The organism is Geodermatophilus sp. SYSU D00705 (genome assembly GCF_054050135.1).
This window is the reverse complement of sequence record NZ_JBJGYT010000009.1, coordinates 147,598-166,882: the sequence shown is the minus strand read 5'-3', so window position 1 is coordinate 166,882 and position 19,285 is coordinate 147,598. Positions and strand designations below refer to the sequence as shown.

Genomic DNA, 19,285 nt, shown 5'->3' with positions numbered 1-19,285 from the left:
CCCCCCCCCCCCCCCCCCCCCCCCCCCCCCCCCCCCCCCCCCCCCCCCCCCCCCCCCCCCCCCCCCCCCCCCCCCCCCCCCCCCCCCCCCCCACCCCCCCCCCCCCCCCCGCCCCCCCCCCCCCCCCCCCCCCCCCCCCCCCCCCGTCGTGTGTCCGAGGGGATCACTGCCGGCAGGTGGACACCATCACCGTGGCGTTCGCCGTCCAGCCGTAGGACGTCCGCGCCGTGACGGTGATCGGCAGCGTGTAGTTCTGGTCGATCGAGATCGGCGCGTAGGTGAACTGGGTCGTGTCACCGAGGTCCGCCGAGTACGGCGCGGGGCCGGGGATGGTCAGCGTGTAGCTGGTGACGTTCGGGGTCGTGCTCCGCTGCCAGGTGGCCACGCCCGACACGGTGGTGTCCTGGGTGGTCTGCCGGGTCGTGGTGGTGGTCGTCCCGTCCGGGTTGGTGGTCGTCTCGGTCGAGGCCGGCGGGTAGCTCCGGACCGGCGTGGTGACCGTGGTGGAGGAGGACTCCGTCACCGTGGACTGGCCGATGACGGTGCCGTCGGCCGCCTTCCGCGTCGTGGTGGTGGTGGTCGTCGTGGTCAGCGTGCAGGGCGCCGTGGCGCTCAGGCCGGTGACCGGGGCGACGGTGAGCGTGCCGACCGTGGTGGCCACGGACGCGCTGTCGCCGAAGGCGGCGCCGGCGAGCTGCTGCCCGCCCAGCACCATCAGGGTCGCGGTGGCGAGCACCGTGACTGCGCGGCGGACGATCATCGCCGGGCCTCCCCTTCCTCCACGCCGGGCAGGGGGGTCTGCCAGGTCCGTGTCGAGATCGACTGTGCCGGGCCGGCCGCAGGATCCCCGCGACGCATCCGCAAGGGATCCGCAAGGTGTGCCGGACGCGGTGGTCATGGCTGGTCCTGGTGGGTGTCGGTGTCGGTGTGGGGGTCGGTGGTGGGGCGCCAGATGGTGAGCAGGAGCCAGCCGGCCAGGAGGGTGGGGGCGCCGTAGACGAGCAGGTGGCTGAGCCAGGGGGTGCGCAGGGCGGTGATGGCGTGGCCGACCTCGGGGATGACGGCCTGGACCTGGTAGGCGGTGTCGCCTTGGAGGACGGCGGTCCAGGGGTCGGGGTGGTCGTTGGCGTCGCCCTGGGTCTGCACGGCGACGGTGCCGTCGGGGTTGTGCTCGACGGAGAGGACGCGGTGGGTGACCAGGCGGTGGTCGTCGATGGGGATGTGGTAGGTGATGATCATGCCCGGGGTGACGTCCTGGACGGCCAGGGGCGTGGTGACCACGATGTCGCCGGGGTCGATGGCCGGGGCCATGGAGGCGGTGAGCATGGTCAGGGTGCGGTAGCCCAGGACGTGGGGGCCGATGGCCAGGCCGGCGAAGGCCAGGACCGCGATGCCGACCAGGGCCCGGACCAGCCAGCGGCCGGTGGCCGCGGCCAGCGGCCGGAGCAGGGGCCCGGTGGTGGCCGCGGGGGGCCGTGGGTGGGTCGGCCCCGGTGCGGCGAGGGGGAGGACGGCGGTCATGGCGGGGTTCTCCGGTCGGCTCGGGGGGCGTCGGTCAGCGGGCGGTGCCGGTGCGCTGCAGGGCGGAGAAGGTCAGGCTCAGCGCGGCGGTCTGCTTCTGGAAGGCGTTGCCGGCGTCGGAGGGCAGCGAGACGGTGAAGACCAGGTGGTCCTTGGCGCCGGCGGTGAGGCTGGCGGCGTTGGTCACCTCGAAGGTGCCGACCGCCGGGCCCTGGCCGATGAGGCGCTCGGTGCCGCCGGTGCAGGCGTAGGTCGGCGCGCCGGCGGCGGTGAGCGTCTCGGTCCAGGCCACCGAGCAGGACTTCAGCGCCAGCTGCAGGCCGTTGGTCTTGTCGCTGGTGAGGATGTTGGCCGGGCTGGTGGTGGTGACGGTCAGGTTGACCGAGGACAGCGCGGCGTCGCCGATGTTGGCGAGGGTGACCGCCCGGCTGAGCGAGTCGCCGGGGAGGAAGGCGCTGGTGGTGACCGGGATGGAGGTGCCGGCGGGGGTCAGGTTGATGTCGACGTTGCCGGCGGTGACCTGGGTGGAGACCGGGGTGGTGGAGTCGGTGAAGGCGCCGAAGGTGCCCAGGCCGGCGACGGCGGCGGCGGCGCCGATCACGCCGAGGGAGCCGATGACCTTGCGGGTGGTGGTGCGGGTGGTGGTGCTCATGCGGGGCGTCTCCTGTGTGGGGGGCCGGAACGGGGTGTTCCGGCGGCACAGACGACGATCGGGGGGCAACCGCAGGGCACCCGCCCGCCTCCCGCAAGAAAGCCGCAAGCCTCCCGCGGGATCACACCCGGGGAGGCTCGCAGCAGGACCGTGTCGGCCCCCTGCAGGGTCCCGGTAGGGGCAGGGGCGCGTCCACCGAGCGGTGAGGACGGGGTCCTTCTTCAGGCGCCGGCGACGGCCTGCAGCTCGAGGACCAGGTGGTGGGCGAGGACCCCGCGCCGGGCGTCCTGCGCGATCGCGCGGCACACCGCGGCGACCTCCGGGTGGCCCAGCTGGGCGCTGGTCCCGGCGAGGGTGGCCGAGGCCCACGCGAGCGCCGTCGTGTCGCCGGACCGTGCGCCGTCGCTGATGGCGGTGAGCCGGTCGGGCAGGGCGGTGGCGTAGAGCTCCTGCAGCCGGTCCATGAGGTCGGCGTCCACGTCGTCGTCGTGGAGGTCGGCCACCTCGCTGATGGCCTGCAGCGCTGCCGGCGGCGGGGTGGCCGCCCGGCGGCGGAGCGCGGTGAGCAGGAGGCCGGCGTCGACCGGCTTGGCCAGGCAGGCCAGGGCGCCGGCCCGCAGGGCGGCGGCGCGGTCCTCGGCGGTGACGGTGTCGCCGGCGACCACGAGCAGGTGGGCGCGGCAGCCGGCCAGCCGGAGCCGGCGCAGCAGGGCCGGCCCCTCCCCGTCGGGAGCCAGGTCGATCACGACGAGGTCGGGGTCCAGCCGGCGGGCCAGGGCCGGTGCCTCGTGCGTGGACGGGGCCTCGTGCACCGCCCAGCCGGTGACGGCCAGGAGCCCGGCGACGCGGGCGCGGTCGGCCGCCTCGGCGTCGACGACGAGCGCGGTGGTCATGGCTGGTCCTGGTGGGTGTCGGTGTCGGTGTGGGGGTCGGTGGTGGGGCGCCAGATGGTGAGCAGGAGCCAGCCGGCCAGGAGGGTGGGGGCGCCGTAGACGAGCAGGTGGCTGAGCCAGGGGGTGCGCAGGGCGGTGATGGCGTGGCCGACCTCGGGGATGACGGCCTGGACCTGGTAGGCGGTGTCGCCTTGGAGGACGGCGGTCCAGGGGTCGGGGTGGTCGTTGGCGTCGCCCTGGGTCTGCACGGCGACGGTGCCGTCGGGGTTGTGCTCGACGGAGAGGACGCGGTGGGTGACCAGGCGGTGGTCGTCGATGGGGATGTGGTAGGTGATGATCATGCCCGGGGTGACGTCCTGGACGGCCAGGGGCGTGGTGACCACGATGTCGCCGGGGTCGATGGCCGGGGCCATGGAGGCGGTGAGCATGGTCAGGGTGCGGTAGCCCAGGACGTGGGGGCCGATGGCCAGGCCGGCGAAGGCCAGGACCGCGATGCCGACCAGGGCCCGGACCAGCCAGCGGCCGGTGGCCGCGGCCAGCGGCCGGAGCAGGGGCCCGGTGGTGGCCGCGGGGGGCCGTGGGTGGGTCGGCCCCGGTGCGGCGAGGGGGAGGACGGCGGTCATGGCGGGGTTCTCCGGTCGGCTCGGGGGGCGTCGGTCAGCGGGCGGTGCCGGTGCGCTGCAGGGCGGAGAAGGTCAGGCTCAGCGCGGCGGTCTGCTTCTGGAAGGCGTTGCCGGCGTCGGAGGGCAGCGAGACGGTGAAGACCAGGTGGTCCTTGGCGCCGGCGGTGAGGCTGGCGGCGTTGGTCACCTCGAAGGTGCCGACCGCCGGGCCCTGGCCGATGAGGCGCTCGGTGCCGCCGGTGCAGGCGTAGGTCGGCGCGCCGGCGGCGGTGAGCGTCTCGGTCCAGGCCACCGAGCAGGACTTCAGCGCCAGCTGCAGGCCGTTGGTCTTGTCGCTGGTGAGGATGTTGGCCGGGCTGGTGGTGGTGACGGTCAGGTTGACCGAGGACAGCGCGGCGTCGCCGATGTTGGCGAGGGTGACCGCCCGGCTGAGCGAGTCGCCGGGGAGGAAGGCGCTGGTGGTGACCGGGATGGAGGTGCCGGCGGGGGTCAGGTTGATGTCGACGTTGCCGGCGGTGACCTGGGTGGAGACCGGGGTGGTGGAGTCGGTGAAGGCGCCGAAGGTGCCCAGGCCGGCGACGGCGGCGGCGGCGCCGATCACGCCGAGGGAGCCGATGACCTTGCGGGTGGTGGTGCGGGTGGTGGTGCTCATGCGGGGCGTCTCCTGTGTGGGGGGCCGGAACGGGGTGTTCCGGCGGCACAGACGACGATCGGGGGGCAACCGCAGGGCACCCGCCCGCCTCCCGCAAGAAAGCCGCAAGCCTCCCGCGGGATCACACCCGGGGAGGCTCGCAGCAGGACCGTGTCGGCCCCCTGCAGGGTCCCGCCGCGAGCGTGCGAGCGGTGGGGGGCAGGGGGTCCTTCACCGAGGGGTGGGGAGGACGGGGTCCTCTCTCAGCGCGGCAGCGTCAGGGTGAACGTGGTGCCGCGGCCCTCGGTGCTGGCCACCTCGAGCGTGCCGCCGTGGGCGGTGGTGATGGCCTTGGTGATCGCCAGGCCCAGCCCCACACCCGGCACCGCGTGCCGGCGGGCGGTCGAGGCGCGGAAGAAGCGCGCGAACAGCTGCGCCTGCTCCCCGGCGGGGATGCCGATGCCGGTGTCGCTGACCGCCAGCTGCGCGACCGGGGTGGCACCCGGCTGCTCCCCGGCGACGACGGCGCCCTCCGGTGTGCGCCAGGCCGCCCGCAGGGTGAGGGTGACGCGGCCGCCGTGCGGGGTGAACTTGACGGCGTTGGAGACCAGGTTGTCGCATGCCTGCCCGAGCCGGACGGCGTCCCCGCGGACCGTCAGGTCGCCGTCGGGAACCTCCACCACCACCTCGACGCCCGCGGCGGCGGCGGTGACCCGGGCGGTGTCCTCCGCGGCGCGGGCCACTGCGACCAGGTCGACGTCCTCGGGCTGGAGGCTGAACCGGCCGGCGTCCACCTGCGCGGTGAACAGCAGGTCGCCGACCAGGCGCAGCAGCCGCTGGGCGTTGCGCTCCACGGTGGTCAGGTACTGCCGCTGCTCGTCGGTCAGCGGTTGGTCGGGGTCGTCGAGGACCAGTTCCAGGTAGCCGAGGATCGAGCTCAGCGGGGTGCGCAGCTCGTGGCTGATCAGGCTCACGAACTGGTCCTTCATCCGTTCGGTGGCGCGGACCTCGGTCATGTCGGTGCCGACGAAGTTCCAGCCGGCGTGCGCGCCGCTGTCGTCGGTGCGGGGGGTCACCGCCACCGAGACGGTGAGCTCCTCTCCGGCGGCGGAGACGTAGGTCCAGTCGCGGACGTCGCTGCCCTGCTCCTGCGCGGTCCGGACGAGCGCGGCCAGCCCGCCGCCGGCCTCCTCGAGCTCCTCGGGCAGGTGGAACTCGGTGATCGAGCGGCGGCGGACGACGTCGGCGCGGGGCAGGCCCAGCATCTTCTCGGCGCCCGGGTTCCAGACGCGGACGACGCCGTCGACGTCGGTGCCGATGATCGACTGCTCGGTGACCGCGTCGATGACGCTGGTCATCGTCTGCGCTCGCGCCTGCAGCATGCGGGTGGCGACCTCGAGCTCCTCGTCACGGTGCTGCATCTGCGCGCGCAGCGCCGCGTTCTCCCTGCGCAGCCGCGCCACCTCGGGATCGGTGGTGGGGGTGGCGTCGATGGCGGTCACGCGGTGGCTCCGGAGGTCAGCTCCCGGACGCGGGCGACCAGCCCCGCGACCGAGAAGGGCTTGGCGAGGTGGTCGTCGGCGCCGGCGGCCAGCCCGCTCGCGACGTCGTCCGGGGAGGCGCCCGCCGACAGCAGCAGCACGCGGACGGCGGCGGTGGCCGGGTCGGACCGGAGGGCGGCGCACACCTCCAGGCCGGTCGCTCCGGGCATGGAGACGTCGAGGACGGCGAGGTCCGGCGGGTCGGTGCGGGCGGCGGTCAGCGCGGACGAGCCGTCGGCGGTCTCGGCCACGACGGTGCACCCGGCCCGGCGGACGGCTAGGCAGACCAGGCCGCGGATGTCGTCCTCGTCGTCGGCGACCAGCACGGTCGGCACGGGGCGGGCTCCCTCGGTCGGGCGGCCGGTGCCCGGGGGCCCGCGCCGGTGGCGTCGTCCTCTCGGACGTCGGCCTCCGCGGCGGGCGGCTGCAGCCGGGGCGTCGCGGCCTCACCCCAAGAGGGGACCGGCCCCGGACAGCACTGCGCCCCGCCGGGGGAGTCCCGGCGGGGCGCAGTACGAGGGAGGGAACGGCTCAGCTGGTGCGGCTCTGCACCGTCTCCCGGGACTGCTGGGCCTGGCCCTGCACGTCCTGGGCGGCGGACTGGCCCTCCTGCTTGACCGTCTGGGCGGCGTCCTGCGCGGTGGCCTTGACCTCCTCGACCGCCTGCTGGGCGGCCGGCTTCAGCTGGTCACCGATCTCCTGGGCGGCCTGCTTGGCCGGCGCGAGCAGCGCGTCCTTGTTCTCGCGGACCGCGGTCTCGGCCTGCTGCGCGAGCTGCTTCTCCTTCTCCGACGCCGGCATGAGGCTGGAGACCAGCCAACCGACACCGAAGGCGATCAGCCCGGCCGCCAGCGGGTTGCCCTGGGTCTGGCGCACGACGGTGTCGGGCGCCTGCTGCACGGCCGAGGCCGCCGACTGCGCGGCGCCCTGCACCGACTCGGCGGCGCTCGACGCGACGTCCTGCACCGTGCCGGCGGCGTTCTGGGCGTGGTACTGGGCCGTCGACCGGGTGTCGTGGGCAGAGCCCATCACCGACGACCGGGCGTTCTGCGCGCTTCCCATCACCTTCTCCTTCACGCTGGTGATGCGGCCCTTGGCCGCGGTGACCCGCCGGTCCACCACCCGGGCGGGGTTGACCTTCTCGTTGAGGGCGTCGACGTCGTAGCTCAGCTCGCGCTGGGTGGCCTCGATCTGTGCCCGGATGACGTCGGGATCGCTGCTGCTGGTCATGTCTGCAACTCCAAGTCTCGGAAGGGCTGAGGCCGCGGTCAGTGGGGCTTGAGGGCGTCGGGAACCTGCTGCAGGGTGTCGACGGTCCGCTCGGGCTTCGGGTTCACGGTCTTGAGCTGCTTGCGGCCCATGACGAACGTGATCGCGGCGACGATCCCCCAGATCACGGCGACGATGAGCGCGGCCAGGCCGGCGTCCATCACGTTCTCCAGCGCCCACCACAGGGCGATGGAGAGGAACAGCAGGACCATGTAGCCGGCGAAGCCCGCCGCGCCCATGAGCCCCGCGCCCTTGCCTGCCTTGCTCGCCTCGGCCTTGACCTCGGCCTTGGCCAGCTCGAGCTCCTGGCGCATGAGGGTGGAGAGGTCCTTGGCGACCTCACCCATCAGCTGGCCGACCGAGGTGCCCTCCACGTCGGGGCGGCCCTGCTCGGTCGTGGGGGTGCCCATGGCGCCGCTGTGCGCGCCGTAGGCCTCGTCGGGGGAGACCGCGTAGTTGGCCTGCCCGGCGGCGGTGGCGCCGGTCGGGTCCTGGTAGCCCTGCGGCGTCCCCACCGGCGTGGCGCCGGAGTAGGGAGACGTCATCGGTCAGACCCCCCGATCCGTGGTGCGCGCGGGGTCGTCCCAGCCGGCCGAGGTGGTCGGCGGGACGGGCGCGTCCGGCGGCACGGTGCCGTACGGGGGCGGCGGCACGGGGGCGGTGCTGCTGGTGCCGTAGCCGGCCGTCTCGCCGTAGCCCGGGGTGGTCCCGGTGGTCCCGGTGTAGCCGGTCGTCGTCGTCTCGGTGTAGCCGGAGTAGGCCGGCGTCGGGGCGACGTAGTCGGTCTGCGTGTAGCCCACCGGCGTGGCGCGGTGCTGGCCGCTGGGACCGGAGTCGCTGTGCGCGGCCTTGACCCCGCTGGTGAGCCGGCCGGCGACGATCCCGGCGAGGGCGGCACCGAACAGGAACGTGCCCGGCTTGCGGCGGGCGAAGGAGCGGACCTCCTCGAGCAGGTCGGCCGGCTCGCGGTTCTGCAGCCAGCCGGCGAACTCCTCGACCTTGCTGGTGGCCTGCTCGACGATGTCGCGGGCCGGGCCGGCCTGCGCGCCGTTGCCCTCGACCATCCCGCGCAGCTGCGAGGCGATGCCCTGCAGGCCCGTGGCGGCCCGCTGCTGGGAGGCGACGGCCTGCTGGCGGAGCTGGGTGCGGCCCTGCTGGACGAGGTCCTGGGCCTGCGCCTTGGTCTCGTAGGCGACCCCCTTGGCCTGGTCGGCGGCGGTCGAGGCGACCTGGCTGCCGGCCTGGGCCGCGGTCTGGCCGACGTTGCGGGCCTCGTCCTTGGCGACGTCGGTGGTGGACGGGGAGCCCGTGGTGCCGGTGCTCGTGGTGCTCGTACCCGCGGTGGCGCCGCTGCCGTGGGTGGCCGGCGGCGGCGGGAACGGGGTGTCGATGGAGTGCGTCATCGTTCCTCCTCGGCATGCGTCGTGGTCAGAGCAGGCGCTACCCAGATCGCGATCACCCACACATCGCCGAACGACGGCCGTTCGGCGTTGACGTGCGGATATGGGTCTGGCCCGAGCCGCATGAGCGGGCCGGGTCGAGCGGTGTCGCCCGCCGGACGCGGCGTCGCGTGCTCGGCGGAGGGTGGAGCGGGTGGCCGGGGACGGACGGCCGGGCCGGTCGACCCACCGCGTCTTGGTGGCGCCCTGTCGCGGAACCGCTGGTACCCGGCGCGGAGGAGCCGAAACGAGACCGGTCGGTCGACGCCCGCCGTCACCGTCGGATCGCGGACTAAGGTGAGGCACACCTATCTCCCTCCCCGAGGAGCTTCGACCATGGCCGAGCAGGCCCCGCGCCGTCCGCGCTCCCCCCGGCTGGCCACGGTGCTCCGGACGTCCCGCCCCACGCCGCACCTCGTGCGCCTCGTCCTGGGCGGGGAGGGGCTCGCCGGCTTCGCGCCCGAGCACACCGACTCCTACGTCAAGCTGGTCCTGCCGCCGGCCGGCGCCCCCTACGCCGCGCCGTTCGACGTGGAGCGGGTGCGCAGCGAGCAGCCGGCCGAGCTGTGGCCCTGCCTGCGCACGTACACCGTCCGGGCGTGGGACGCCGCGGCGGGGGAGCTGACCCTCGACGTCGTCGTCCACGGCGACGAGGGGGTCGCCGGACCCTGGGCGGTCGCCGCCGCCCCCGGCGACCCGGTCCAGCTGCTGGGCCCCGGCGGCGCCTACTCCCCGGCCGACGACGTCGACTGGCACCTGCTCGTGGGCGACGAGACCGCGCTGCCGGCGATCGCCGCCTCCCTCGAGCGCCTGCCGGCCGGCGTCCCGGCCCGGGTGTTCGTCGAGGTGGCCGACGCCGCCGAGCAGCAGGACCTCGGTGCGCCGACCGGCGTGGAGCTCGAGTGGGTGCACCGTGCCGGTCCGCCCGGGGCCGCCCTCGTGGCCGCCGTCCTGTCCGCCGAGCTCCCGGCCGGCACCGTGCACGCCTTCGTGCACGGGGAGGCCGGCTTCGTCCGCGACCTGCGCCGGTTCCTGCGGGTGGAGCGGCTGGTGCCGCGCGAGCGGCTGTCGGCCTCGGGCTACTGGCGGCTGGGCCGCACCGACGAGGGCTGGCGGGCGGAGAAGGCGGAGTGGAACGCCGCCGTCGAGGCCGACGAGCAGCGCCTGCCCGTGGCGTAGCGCCTCAGCCGAGGTCGTCGGTGGTGAAGGTGTCGCACTGCCCCGGGTCGCCGGTCTCGTAGCCGGTGCTGAACCAGCGCTGCCGCTGCTCGGACGAGCCGTGGGTGAAGGCGTCCTGGTCGACGGTGCCGCCACCGAGCTCGCGCTGGATGAAGTCGTCGCCGATGCGTCCGGCGGCGTCCAGCGCCCGGTCGATGTCGTCCTGCGTGATCTCGGCGATCAGCGGCTCGCCGGACTCGTCGGGCACCGTCTCGGCGTGGTTGGCCCAGGCGCCGGCGTAGCAGTCGGCCTGCAGCTCCAGCCGCACCGTCCCGCTCTCCGGGCCGGTCAGGCCGGGGGTGACCTGCTGGTTGGTGCCGAGCAGGTTCTGCACGTGGTGGCCGTACTCGTGGGCGATCACGTACGCGTTGACGAACAGCCCGCCCTCGGCGCCGAACTGCGACCGGAGCTGGTCGAAGAACGACAGGTCGATGTAGACGAGCCGGTCGCCCGGGCAGTAGAAGGGCCCCGAGCCGCTGGTCGCGCCGCCGCAGCTGGTCTGCACCGAGCCGTTGAAGAAGACGGTCTGGGTCGGCTGGTAGTCGGCCCCGAGCACGCCGGACCAGTAGTCCTGGATCGACTCGATGTCGGCGACCACGGCGCAGTCCACCGACTCGTTGGCGTCCGCACCGGTCCGGCACTGTGCGGCGAGCTGGCCGTTGTCGGCCGTCTGCCCCTGGCCGAGGCTGCCCAGCTGGCCGAGGGCCGCACCGGTGCCGCCGTCCCCGCCGCCGAGCAGTTGGAACAGCACCAGGACGACGACGCCGACCAGGCCGAGCCCGCCGCCGCCGACCGCCAGCCCGCGGCCCCCGCCGAGCCCACCACCGCCGCGCCGGTCCTGGACGCCGGACGTGTCGAGATCGGCACCTTCGCTGTACCTCATGGGCTGGGAGCTCTCCTGGTCCCCGGCACGCTCGGTCGGTGCCGTCGGTCCCCGCGGTGCCCCGCCGAGCCCCCGGTCATGCGCGCTCGGCGGCCTCCCCGCCGGTCGGCGTCCGGGTGGGCTGCTCGCGCGGCTCGTCGCGCAGGAACAGGTACCAGTAGGACGTCGCGACGAAGACCACCGCGCCGACCAGGTTCCCCACGCCGGCCAGCACCCAGTTGAGCAGCACGTCGCCCCAGCCGATGTCCGGGACGCCGGCCCACATCGCCGCCGGCAGGAAGAACATGTTGGCCACGACGTGGTCGAAACCCATGGCGACGAACGCCATGACCGGGAGGAAGACCGCCAGCACCTTGCCCGACACCGACTGCGCGGCCAGCGACATCCAGACCGCCAGGCACACCAGCCAGTTGCAGCCCACGCCGCGCAGGAAGACCTGCCACGGGGACTCGTGCAGGGCCTTGGCCTCGGCGATCGCGGCCAGCCGGTCGTGGGTCAGCGCGGCGTTGCCCGTGGCGCCGGGCGGGCCGATGACCCCCGTCTGCACGGCGAGGAAGTAGGCGACCACCAGGGCGCCGAGCAGGTTCCCGAGCAGCACGAGCGTGAGGTTCTTGACGACGTCGCTGCCGCTGAGCCGACCGTGCATCGCGCCCAGCGGGACCAGCATCATGTTGCCGGTCGCGAGGTCGGAGCCGGCGACGATGACCAGGATGAGCCCGAGGGTGAAGGCCGCGCCCATGAAGAGGGTGGGCAGCGTGCCCCAGGTGTCGGGGTCCAGGCCGGAGGAGACGGTGATCGCCACCAGCGCCCCGAAGGCGATGTAGGCGCCGCCGAGGAAGGCGCTGACCAGCACCCGGTCCCACGTGCGGTGCACCTTCTTGGCGCCGGTCTCGCTGGCCACCTGGGCCATCTCGGGCGGCTGACGGTCGGACATCGCGCCTCCACGTGGCAGCGGACCTGGCCCTTCGGACGCTAGTGCTCGGGAGCCGTCCCGGCTCGTCGGCGGCGCGAGAGCGTGGCCTGGCCCGCGGGCCGATCTATGGTCGGCCGACACCCCGACGTCCCCTGGGAGAGCACATGGCCGTCTCCAACCGCGTCCGCAGCGCCCTCACCACGACGGTGCTCGCGACCGCGGCCACCGGGTTCCTCGCCGGGTGCGGGACGGACGAGGACGAGCAGGAGCAGGTCGCCTACTGCACGAACGAGGACGGCGAGATCGTCGACGACGACTACTGCGACGACGGCTACCGCGGTCCGGGCGCCGGCCTGTTCTTCCTCTACCTGGGCGGGTTCCGCCCCGGCCTCCCGGTCGGCACCGTGCTGCCCGCCGGGGGCACCCGCATCCACCCCGCCGACAGCGCGGCCCGGCAGCGGGCCGGCCTGCCCGCCAGCGGCAAGGTGACCGGCGGCACCCGCGTGACCGGCGGCCTCGGGTCCGGCACCGGCGGCCGGGTCGGCACCGCCGGCGGCTGACCTCCTCCGGCAGCGAGATCAGCGCAGTGGCGGCCATCGGCCGGGGAACGACCGCGAGTGTGCAGATCTCGCGGGGAAGGGGAGGTGTCCGGTGAGGCGGATGGCGACCGGCGTCGTGCGGCCCGGGTGGGAGGCCGAGATCGAGGCCCAGGGGCTGGTCTACAACCGCACCACCACGCCCGGCGGCGAGGAGCGCAGCTACTGGCGGGAGGGCCCCTTCTACGACTTCACGATGGCGGAGGTGCAACGACTGGAGGGCTGGGTCGCCCAGCTGTTCGAGATGTGCGTGGCCGCGGGGGACCACGTCGTCGAGCACGACCTGTTCGACCGCATGCGGATCCCGCCGATCGCCCGCCCGGAGATCCGGCGCACCTGGGAGGCGGAGCCGCCCAGCGTGTACGGCCGGTTCGACCTGCGCTACGACGGGCTGGGCCCGCCCAGGTTGCTGGAGTTCAACGCCGACACCCCCACCGGGCTGGTCGAGTCGGCCGTCACCCAGTGGAACTGGCACCTGTTCACCGGCCAGGGCGCCGACCAGTGGAACGCGCTCCACGAGAAGCTCGTCGCCGCCTGGCAGCGGAACCTGCTGCGGTGGGAGCGGCGGACCGGCGTCCGGCCCCGCGTGCACCTGGCGTGGACGTCGGAGGAGCGCTCCGGCGAGGACCGGATGACCGTCGCGTACCTGATGGACACCGTCGTCCAGGCCGGGTACGAGGCGATCGAGCTGGTCGTCGAGGACATCGCGCTGGACGACGGCGACGGGCGCTTCTACGACCCGCAGGGTCGCCACCTCGACGTCGTCTTCAAGCTCTACCCCTGGGAGTGGCTGGTCGAGGACGAGTTCGGCGCCGCCGTCCTCGCCGACGCCGCCCGGCCCGGCGGGACCACGTGGGTGGAGCCGGCCTACAAGATGCTGTGGAGCACCAAGGCGCTGCTGCCCGTGCTGTGGCAGCTGTTCGGGGGCGACGCCGAGCTGTCGCAGCTGCTGCTGCCGGCCTACTTCGCCGACGAGATGCCGTCGTCGTGGCGGGACTACGTCCGCAAGCCGCTGTGGGGGCGCGAGGGGGCCAACGTCTCGATCGTCCGCGGCGGGCAGGTGCAGCTGAGCCAGCCCGGCCGCTACGGCACCGAGGGCTGGGTGGTCCAGGAGCTCGCGCCGCTGCCCGACTTCCCGGGCGTCGACGGTCCGCACCACCCGGTGCTCGGCGCGTGGGTGGTCGACGGGGAGCCGGCCGGCCTGGGCATCCGCGAGAGCGACGGGCTGATCACCGACAACCTGAGCTGGTTCGTGCCCCACACCATCGACCACCGGGCTCCACAGGCCGAGGGGCAGCGGCCCGTCTAGGGTCCGGCCATGCCTCTCTCCGGCGAGTACGAGCCCAGTACGCAGCAGTGGGTCCGCGACCAGGTCGAGCGGTACGAGGCCACCGGGGGGCGCGAGGCCAACACCCTCCGCGACACCGGCCTGCCCGTCGTCGTCTTCAGCACCCGGGGCGCGAAGAGCGGGAAGGTGCGCAAGCAGCCGCTCATGCGGGTCGAGCACGACGGTGCCTACGCGATGGTCGGCTCGGTCGGTGGCGCCCCGAAGGACCCGGCGTGGGTGGCCAACGTGCGGGCCCACCCGGACGAGGTCACCGTGCAGGACGGCCCGGAGCCGTGGGACGGCGTCGCCCGCGAGGTGGTCGGCGAGGAGAAGGCGCAGTGGTGGGAGCGCGCGGTCGCCGCCTATCCCGAGTACGCCGTCTACCAGCAACGGACCGACCGGGAGATCCCGGTGTTCGTCGTCGAGCGGCGGTGACCCCCGCCACGAGGATGAGGTGAGGCTGCCCTAAGTTCTTCCCGGGCGCCGGACGGTCCGGCGGCCAGGGAGGACGGCTGTGCACGAGATCGGGCGATACCGCGGCGGAGTGCTCGCGGTGGCGGTGGGGCTCGCGCTCACCGGCTGCGGCGGCGGGACGACGGACGAGGCAGCGGCGACCGCGACCGCGCAGACCCGCACCGTGGAGCACGCGGCGGGGACGACGGAGATCGAGGGCACCCCGGAGCGGGTCGTCGTCCTCGACACCGGGGAGCTCGACGCCGTCCTCGCGCTCGGCCTCGCGCCCGTGGGCGCGGTGCGGACGTCGGTCAGCGACGAGCTGCCCGCCTACATCGAGGACGCCGGGGCCGACCCCGCCGAGATCGCGAACGTCGGCACCATCGCCGAGCCCGACCTCGAGGCGATCGCCGCCCTGACCCCGGACCTCATCCTGTCCAACGCCGTCCGGCACACCGAGATCTACGACCAGCTGTCGGCGATCGCCCCGACGGTGTTCGCCGAGGCGATCGGCGAGACGTGGAAGGACAACCTGCGGCTGGCCGGCGAGGCGCTGGGCCGGTCGGAGGAGGCCGAGGAGCTCCTCGCCACCCACGAGGAGCGGGCCGCGGAGGTCGGCGCGCTGTTCGGCGACCCGGCGGCGACCGAGGTGAGCATGGTGCGCTTCCTCGACGGCACCGCCGTCCGGCTCTACGGCGAGGGCTCCTTCATCGGCGCGGTGCTGGCCGACGTCGGGTTCGCCCGGCCGGAGGTCCAGCGCACCGGCGAGACCTTCGTCGAGGTCGCCCCGGAGGCCATCAGCCAGGCCGACGGCGACCTGCTCTTCCACGCCTCCTACGGCGAGGACGGGCAGACCGCGGCCGGGCAGATCACCGGTGGGGGCCTGTGGGCCGGCCTGTCGGCGGTGCAGAACGGCCGCGCGTTCGAGGTGGACGACGACCGGTGGTTCCTCGCCATCGGCCCGCTGGGGGCCTCCCTGGTGCTCGACGACCTGGAGGAGATCGCCGGCCGCTCGGTGGGCTGAGCGACGGGTCAGCCCGTCAGGTCCTCGCCGATCCGGCGGGCCAGGGAGTCGCCGAGCGCCTCGTCGCCGCGCGCCCGGGCACCCAGCAGTCCCCACCCCAGGTCGGCGACCCAGCGCGAGCGCTGCGTCCAGGCGGTCACCGACGGGGTGGGCAGCAGCTCCGCCCGGGCCGCGGTGGCCACCTCGTTGAGCTGGACGAGGGTGTCGTGCAGCCGGGCGTCGGCCGGGGAGCCGGGGGCCGCGGCGGCCGCGGCCACGGCGGCGTCGGCCGTGGCGCGCACCGCCCCGGGCAGCCGCCGGCTGGCCGCCCGGGGCAGCAGCGCGAGCCCGACGACGAGGGCGAGCACGATGCCGACCGCGGTCTCGGCCAGCCGTTCCCCGATCAGGTCCGTGCCGGACAGCCCGGGCCGGCCGATGTGCACCAGCATCAGCACCAGCGGGGTGATCGAGGAGACCGCGAGCACGTACTGGTGGGCGATGAGCAGCTCGACGCCGAGCTGCAGCACCCCGACCAGCGCGATCTCCACGCCGATCGGCAGGTCCAGCCAGATCAGCAGGCCGGCGACCAGGACGCCGAGCACCGTGCCGGTCGCCCGGTGCAGCGCGCGGGCCCGGGTGGCCCGCGCGTCGGTGCCGAGCTGGACGCCGACCGCGGTGGCCACCGCCCAGTACGGGCTGTGCAGGCCCAGCGCCGTCGCGACCAGCCCGGCCGCGGCGGCGCCTCCGCCGATGCGCAGCGCCGTCGCCGCCCACGGCGAGTGCCACCAGCGGTGGTCGGGCAGCTCGGCCTCCGGCAGCGGGGCGGTGCTCCGCGGTGTCGCCGGCAGCGCCCGCATGAACCGCTGCTCGACCTCGTCCAGGCGCCGGCGCAGCGTGCCGTCGCCCCGCCGGCTGCCGCTGCCGACGGCGGCCTCGGCCACGCGGATGGCGCGGGCGACGGTGCCGGGCCGCTGGGTGCCCGGCCCACCCCGCTCGACGACGTCGACCGCCGCGTCGGCCGCGGCCAGGGCCCGCCGCTCCGGTCCGGTCGAGTCCCACAGCCACGGCAGCATGCAGCCGGCCCAGGCCAGGGCCCCGCCGCCGGCCGCGGCCAGGGCGTGCAGGCCGAGGTCGCCGGGGCCGGTGCCGAGGGCGCTGGACCCGCCGGCCACCAGCACGATGCCCAGCGGGCCGGGCGGGCCGACCCGCCAGAGCACCGTGATCGCAGCCGCCGCGGCGGCCATCGCCCCCAGCAGCAGGGACAGCGCCACGGGGTGGCCACCGGCCAGGGCGCCGAGGGTGCCGGCCACGGTGAGGGTGACCCCGACGGCGGCCACGACGACGGCCCGGCGCCGGTAGGGCAGCGCGTGCCCGTAAACGGCGGTCAGGGCGGCGAGGGCGGCCGCCGACCCGAGGTCGGCCCGGCCCGCGGCCACGCCGAGGGCGAGGGGCACGGTCATGCAGACCGCGGCGGTGACCCCCCGGCGGCCGCCGGCCTGCCACAGGGCGGACAGCGCCGGGAGCGGCGGGCCGACGAGGTGGGGGCGTACCCGCCGCACGCGGGAGGGGGCAGCGGACACGCCCCTCATCCTCACCGGCCGGCCGATTCCCCACCCGCCGGCGGACCGGTGATCCTCATCCCCTCAGAAGCCGGCGACGGCGTGCGGGGTGTAGGGCTCCTCCAGCCGTGCGACCTCCTCCGCGGTCAGCTGCAGGTCCACCGCGGCGACGGCGTCGTCGAGGTGGGCGTCCTTGGTGACCCCGACGATCGGCGCGGTCACCACCGGCTTGGACAGCACCCAGGCCAGCGCGACCTGCGCCCGCGGGACGCCGCGCTCCGCGGCCACCTCCGCCACGCGCTCGACGATGGCCCGGTCGCTGGCCTCGTCGTAGAGCCGCTTGCCGAACTCGTCGGTGCCCGACCGGTCGGTCGACTCGTCCCAGTCCCGGGTCAGCTTGCCGCGGGCCAGCGGGCTCCACGGGATCACGCCGATGCCCTGGTCGGCGCAGAGCGGGTGCATCTCCCGCTCCTCCTCCCGGTTGAGCAGGTTGTAGTGGTCCTGCATCGACACGAAGCGGTGCCAGCCGTGCTCCCCGGCGAGGTGCAGCGCCTTGCTGAACTGCCAGGCCCACATGGACGACGCGCCGAGGTAGCGCACCAAGCCCCTCCGCACCGCGGAGTCCAGCGCCTCGAGCGTCTCCTCGACCGGCGTGTGGGGGTCCCAGCGGTGGATCTGGTAGAGGTCGACGTACTCCGTGCCCAGCCGCCGCAGGCTGTCCTCGAGCTCGCGCAGGATCGCCTTGCGCGACAGCCCGGCACCGTTGGGTCCCGGCCGCATCCGGCCGTGCACCTTGGTGGCGAGGACGACGTCGTCGCGGTCGGCGAAGTCGCGGATGGCCCGGCCGGTGATCTCCTCGCTGGACCCGTCCGAGTAGACGTTGGCGGTGTCGAAGAAGGTGACGCCCGCCGCGATCGCCTTCTCGATCAGCCGGCGGCTGTCCTCCTCCGGCAGGCTCCACGGGTGGTTGCCGCGGGCCGGGTCGCCGAAGCTCATCATCCCGAGGCAGATCCGCGAGACCTGCAGGCCGGTGCTGCCCAGACGCGTGTACTCCATGACCTCGGAGCCTTCCGCGGTCGCCCGGCCGCGGCCACCCGGCTCCCGCCTCACGGCAGGGCGGCGGCCACCTCCGGGAGGGCCCCGGCCACGTCGGCGGGGAACGTGGTGAACGGCTCGGCGACCAGTCGCCGCCGCGTGCCGGTCCCGGTCCAGCGCCAGGTGCCGACCACCCGGCCGCCGCCGACGACGGTCGGCCTGAAGACGCCGTTGCCCCCGGGGACGATCCGCTCGGCGAACTCCGGCGGCACCGCGCAGCTGCGGTCGGCGTAGCCGAGCACGAACTCGTCGAAGCCGGGCAGGAGCAGCAGCCGCTGCGCGTCGGCGCGGTGCGCGGCCAGCAGGTCCGGGGTCTCCGGTGCCATCAGGTGTTCCCGGCCGTCGACCTCCACGGCGGCCAGCTGCTCCCGGACCGCGGCCAGCCCGGCGCGGACGTCGCGCAGCGGCAGCCCGGCCCAGCGCGCGAGGTCGGCGACGGTCGCGGGGCCGTGACCGGTGAAGAACCGCAGGGCCAGCTCGGCCAGCGCCTCCTCGCGGCCCAGGCGCCGGGGGCCGGGCACCCACTCGTCGAGGAGCACGAACAGCTGCTCGCCGTCGCGGGTCGGCCCGAGGCAGAGCGTGCCGGTCTGGGCCAGGTACCAGAGCAGGTGGTAGCCGCGCTGTCCGCCGGTCGCGACCCCGCCGTCGGCGACCGCGGCCAGCAGCTCGCGGCGGCCGCACCGCCGGCCCCCGGCCAGGGTGGCGGTGACGACCCCGCGGGCCCGCTCGATCTCGTCGACGGTCAGGTCGAGGGCGGCCCGCCGGTGCGTGGCGCCGGCCAGCACGCGGGGGCCGAGCAGCTCCAGCAGCCAGTGCAGGTCCTCGGCGGCGACCAGGTGCAGGGTGCCGCGCATCGGCCAGGAGCGGACGACCTCGCCCGCGTCGAGAGCCGCCTCCACCGCGGCGCGTGAGCGGCTCGCCGTCCGCAGGGCCACCGAGGTGAGCGCGCCCGGGTGGTCCTGGGCCTGGACGCAGGTCAGCCGGCGGACCGCCGCCCCCGGTGTGGGCAGCGGCGGGCCGGCCAGCCGCTGGGCGACCAGCCGGAGCAGTGCGAGGTCCGGCTCCACGGCGGCAGCCTGGCAGGAGGGGCCGACAGCGGCGGTCAGCGCAGCCGGTGGAGGTAGACCATGTCCTCGGCGTCGGGCTCGGTGGTCAGGGGGCGGAAACCGGCCGCGGCCGCGGCGCGCAGGCTGGCGCCGTTGTCCGGCTCGATGCCCAGGACGAACTGCTCGACGTCGGTGGTCTCCGGCGCCGCCACCAGCGCGGCCAGGGCTGCCCGCCCGTACCCCTCGCCGGTCCGCTCCGGGTCGACGACGTAGGCCGCGCCCATCGTGCGGCGGGGGTCCTCGGCCAGCACCTGCTCCCTCTCGGGGTCCCATGCCGTCCAGCGGTCGTAGACGTCCCCGCCGATCTGCGCGACGGGACGGTCGTCGGGACCGAGGACGACGAAGGTGTGCGCGCGGAGCACCCGGCGGCCGCGGAACTCGTCGGTCCACGCCGCCGTCCGCAGCGCCAGCTCCCGCTCGGGCCACTCGCGGCCGCCGAGCCGGCGCTGCACCTCCGGGTCGTCGAACCAGGGGAGGACGGCGAGCAGGTGCTCCGGCTGGAAGGGGACGAGCCGGACGGGCGGGTGCTCGCTCACGGCGTCACCCTGCCGTCGCCTGCGCGT

General features: G+C 75.1%; 22 protein-coding genes. 5 read left to right on the top strand and 17 right to left on the bottom strand.

Going from position 1 to position 19,285, the window contains the following annotated elements; all coding sequences use genetic code 11:
* Window positions 1-163: 163 nt before the first annotated feature.
* The 11 genes from ACI78Q_RS10115 to ACI78Q_RS10065 form a co-directional block, all read right to left on the bottom strand.
* Window positions 164-760: a hypothetical protein gene (locus ACI78Q_RS10115; protein ID WP_456923210.1), complete on the bottom strand. Its 597-nt coding sequence runs from the start codon at window positions 758-760 to the stop codon at window positions 164-166.
* A gap of 134 nt (window positions 761-894) precedes the next feature.
* Window positions 895-1,521 carry a signal peptidase I gene (locus ACI78Q_RS10110; protein WP_456923208.1) on the bottom strand — a complete coding sequence of 209 codons (627 nt, stop codon included), beginning with the start codon at window positions 1,519-1,521 and terminating at the stop codon, window positions 895-897.
* 34 nt (window positions 1,522-1,555) lie between these two features.
* Window positions 1,556-2,173: a TasA family protein gene (locus ACI78Q_RS10105; protein WP_456923207.1), complete on the bottom strand. Its 618-nt coding sequence runs from the start codon at window positions 2,171-2,173 to the stop codon at window positions 1,556-1,558.
* Window positions 2,174-2,394: 221 nt separating this feature from the next.
* Window positions 2,395-3,066: a response regulator gene (locus tag ACI78Q_RS10100; RefSeq protein ID WP_456923209.1), complete on the bottom strand. Its 672-nt coding sequence runs from the start codon at window positions 3,064-3,066 to the stop codon at window positions 2,395-2,397.
* On the bottom strand, window positions 3,063-3,689 hold the full coding sequence (locus ACI78Q_RS10095; RefSeq protein WP_456923208.1) for a signal peptidase I: 627 nt from the start codon (window positions 3,687-3,689) through the stop codon (window positions 3,063-3,065). Before ACI78Q_RS10095 ends, ACI78Q_RS10100 begins: the two co-directional genes overlap by 4 nt.
* A 34-nt stretch (window positions 3,690-3,723) precedes the next feature.
* Window positions 3,724-4,341 carry a TasA family protein gene (locus ACI78Q_RS10090; RefSeq protein ID WP_456923207.1) on the bottom strand — a complete coding sequence of 206 codons (618 nt, stop codon included), beginning with the start codon at window positions 4,339-4,341 and terminating at the stop codon, window positions 3,724-3,726.
* Between the two features lie 242 nt (window positions 4,342-4,583).
* A complete protein-coding gene (locus ACI78Q_RS10085; RefSeq protein WP_456923206.1) occupies window positions 4,584-5,822 on the bottom strand; it encodes a sensor histidine kinase in 1,239 nt (412 codons plus the stop codon).
* A complete protein-coding gene (locus ACI78Q_RS10080; RefSeq protein WP_456923205.1) occupies window positions 5,819-6,196 on the bottom strand; it encodes a response regulator transcription factor in 378 nt (125 codons plus the stop codon). Before ACI78Q_RS10080 ends, ACI78Q_RS10085 begins: the two co-directional genes overlap by 4 nt.
* Window positions 6,197-6,392: 196 nt before the next feature.
* Window positions 6,393-7,091 carry a DUF3618 domain-containing protein gene (locus ACI78Q_RS10075; protein WP_456923204.1) on the bottom strand — a complete coding sequence of 233 codons (699 nt, stop codon included), beginning with the start codon at window positions 7,089-7,091 and terminating at the stop codon, window positions 6,393-6,395.
* 38 nt (window positions 7,092-7,129) lie between these two features.
* The gene (locus tag ACI78Q_RS10070) at window positions 7,130-7,675 is read right to left on the bottom strand and encodes a phage holin family protein (protein ID WP_456923203.1); all 546 of its coding nucleotides are present in this window, start codon (window positions 7,673-7,675) and stop codon (window positions 7,130-7,132) included.
* Window positions 7,676-7,678: 3 nt separating this feature from the next.
* The gene (locus ACI78Q_RS10065; RefSeq protein ID WP_456923202.1) at window positions 7,679-8,533 is read right to left on the bottom strand and encodes a hypothetical protein; all 855 of its coding nucleotides are present in this window, start codon (window positions 8,531-8,533) and stop codon (window positions 7,679-7,681) included.
* Between the two features lie 372 nt (window positions 8,534-8,905).
* Here ACI78Q_RS10065 and ACI78Q_RS10060 point away from each other — a divergent pair, with 372 nt between their 5' ends.
* Window positions 8,906-9,748, top strand: coding sequence for a siderophore-interacting protein (locus tag ACI78Q_RS10060; RefSeq protein WP_456923201.1), 843 nt, complete (start codon window positions 8,906-8,908; stop codon window positions 9,746-9,748).
* 4 nt (window positions 9,749-9,752) lie between these two features.
* Here the strand turns inward: ACI78Q_RS10060 and ypfJ are convergent, their stop codons facing one another.
* Window positions 9,753-10,670, bottom strand: a complete 918-nt coding sequence (gene ypfJ / locus ACI78Q_RS10055) for a KPN_02809 family neutral zinc metallopeptidase (protein WP_456923200.1) — start codon at window positions 10,668-10,670, stop codon at window positions 9,753-9,755.
* Between the two features lie 76 nt (window positions 10,671-10,746).
* Window positions 10,747-11,604, bottom strand: a complete 858-nt coding sequence (locus ACI78Q_RS10050; RefSeq protein WP_456923199.1) for a formate/nitrite transporter family protein — start codon at window positions 11,602-11,604, stop codon at window positions 10,747-10,749.
* 143 nt (window positions 11,605-11,747) lie between these two features.
* Here ACI78Q_RS10050 and ACI78Q_RS10045 point away from each other — a divergent pair, with 143 nt between their 5' ends.
* The 4 genes from ACI78Q_RS10045 to ACI78Q_RS10030 all read left to right on the top strand — a co-directional run bounded on the left by ACI78Q_RS10045 (window position 11,748) and on the right by ACI78Q_RS10030 (window position 14,983).
* Window positions 11,748-12,143: a hypothetical protein gene (locus ACI78Q_RS10045; RefSeq protein WP_456923198.1), complete on the top strand. Its 396-nt coding sequence runs from the start codon at window positions 11,748-11,750 to the stop codon at window positions 12,141-12,143.
* A gap of 100 nt (window positions 12,144-12,243) precedes the next feature.
* Window positions 12,244-13,488 (top strand): glutathionylspermidine synthase family protein, encoded by a 1,245-nt coding sequence (locus ACI78Q_RS10040; protein WP_456923211.1) that lies wholly within the window; start codon window positions 12,244-12,246, stop codon window positions 13,486-13,488.
* Between the two features lie 9 nt (window positions 13,489-13,497).
* Window positions 13,498-13,941 (top strand): nitroreductase family deazaflavin-dependent oxidoreductase, encoded by a 444-nt coding sequence (locus ACI78Q_RS10035; RefSeq protein ID WP_456923197.1) that lies wholly within the window; start codon window positions 13,498-13,500, stop codon window positions 13,939-13,941.
* Window positions 13,942-14,020: 79 nt separating this feature from the next.
* The gene (locus ACI78Q_RS10030; RefSeq protein WP_456923196.1) at window positions 14,021-14,983 is read left to right on the top strand and encodes an ABC transporter substrate-binding protein; all 963 of its coding nucleotides are present in this window, start codon (window positions 14,021-14,023) and stop codon (window positions 14,981-14,983) included.
* 8 nt (window positions 14,984-14,991) lie between these two features.
* Here ACI78Q_RS10030 and ACI78Q_RS10025 read toward each other — a convergent pair whose 3' ends face one another.
* The 4 genes from ACI78Q_RS10025 to ACI78Q_RS10010 form a co-directional block, all read right to left on the bottom strand.
* Window positions 14,992-16,542 carry an FUSC family protein gene (locus ACI78Q_RS10025; protein ID WP_456923195.1) on the bottom strand — a complete coding sequence of 517 codons (1,551 nt, stop codon included), beginning with the start codon at window positions 16,540-16,542 and terminating at the stop codon, window positions 14,992-14,994.
* 63 nt (window positions 16,543-16,605) lie between these two features.
* Window positions 16,606-17,577: an aldo/keto reductase gene (locus ACI78Q_RS10020; RefSeq protein WP_456923194.1), complete on the bottom strand. Its 972-nt coding sequence runs from the start codon at window positions 17,575-17,577 to the stop codon at window positions 16,606-16,608.
* 50 nt (window positions 17,578-17,627) lie between these two features.
* The gene (locus tag ACI78Q_RS10015) at window positions 17,628-18,683 is read right to left on the bottom strand and encodes a winged helix DNA-binding domain-containing protein (RefSeq protein ID WP_456923193.1); all 1,056 of its coding nucleotides are present in this window, start codon (window positions 18,681-18,683) and stop codon (window positions 17,628-17,630) included.
* A gap of 35 nt (window positions 18,684-18,718) precedes the next feature.
* Window positions 18,719-19,258 (bottom strand): GNAT family N-acetyltransferase, encoded by a 540-nt coding sequence (locus tag ACI78Q_RS10010; RefSeq protein WP_456923192.1) that lies wholly within the window; start codon window positions 19,256-19,258, stop codon window positions 18,719-18,721.
* Window positions 19,259-19,285: the final 27 nt, after the last annotated feature.

Coding starts and splice junctions, on each gene's coding strand:
- ACI78Q_RS10115 (WP_456923210.1), bottom strand. CDS start 760: ATGATCGTCCGCCGCGCAGTCACGGTGCTCGCCACCGCGACCCTGATG.
- ACI78Q_RS10110 (WP_456923208.1), bottom strand. CDS start 1,521: ATGACCGCCGTCCTCCCCCTCGCCGCACCGGGGCCGACCCACCCACGG.
- ACI78Q_RS10105 (WP_456923207.1), bottom strand. CDS start 2,173: ATGAGCACCACCACCCGCACCACCACCCGCAAGGTCATCGGCTCCCTC.
- ACI78Q_RS10100 (WP_456923209.1), bottom strand. CDS start 3,066: ATGACCACCGCGCTCGTCGTCGACGCCGAGGCGGCCGACCGCGCCCGC.
- ACI78Q_RS10095 (WP_456923208.1), bottom strand. CDS start 3,689: ATGACCGCCGTCCTCCCCCTCGCCGCACCGGGGCCGACCCACCCACGG.
- ACI78Q_RS10090 (WP_456923207.1), bottom strand. CDS start 4,341: ATGAGCACCACCACCCGCACCACCACCCGCAAGGTCATCGGCTCCCTC.
- ACI78Q_RS10075 (WP_456923204.1), bottom strand. CDS start 7,091: ATGACCAGCAGCAGCGATCCCGACGTCATCCGGGCACAGATCGAGGCC.
- ACI78Q_RS10070 (WP_456923203.1), bottom strand. CDS start 7,675: ATGACGTCTCCCTACTCCGGCGCCACGCCGGTGGGGACGCCGCAGGGC.
- ACI78Q_RS10065 (WP_456923202.1), bottom strand. CDS start 8,533: ATGACGCACTCCATCGACACCCCGTTCCCGCCGCCGCCGGCCACCCAC.
- ACI78Q_RS10060 (WP_456923201.1), top strand. CDS start 8,906: ATGGCCGAGCAGGCCCCGCGCCGTCCGCGCTCCCCCCGGCTGGCCACG.
- ypfJ (WP_456923200.1), bottom strand. CDS start 10,670: ATGAGGTACAGCGAAGGTGCCGATCTCGACACGTCCGGCGTCCAGGAC.
- ACI78Q_RS10050 (WP_456923199.1), bottom strand. CDS start 11,604: ATGTCCGACCGTCAGCCGCCCGAGATGGCCCAGGTGGCCAGCGAGACC.
- ACI78Q_RS10045 (WP_456923198.1), top strand. CDS start 11,748: ATGGCCGTCTCCAACCGCGTCCGCAGCGCCCTCACCACGACGGTGCTC.
- ACI78Q_RS10040 (WP_456923211.1), top strand. CDS start 12,244: ATGGCGACCGGCGTCGTGCGGCCCGGGTGGGAGGCCGAGATCGAGGCC.
- ACI78Q_RS10035 (WP_456923197.1), top strand. CDS start 13,498: ATGCCTCTCTCCGGCGAGTACGAGCCCAGTACGCAGCAGTGGGTCCGC.
- ACI78Q_RS10020 (WP_456923194.1), bottom strand. CDS start 17,577: ATGGAGTACACGCGTCTGGGCAGCACCGGCCTGCAGGTCTCGCGGATC.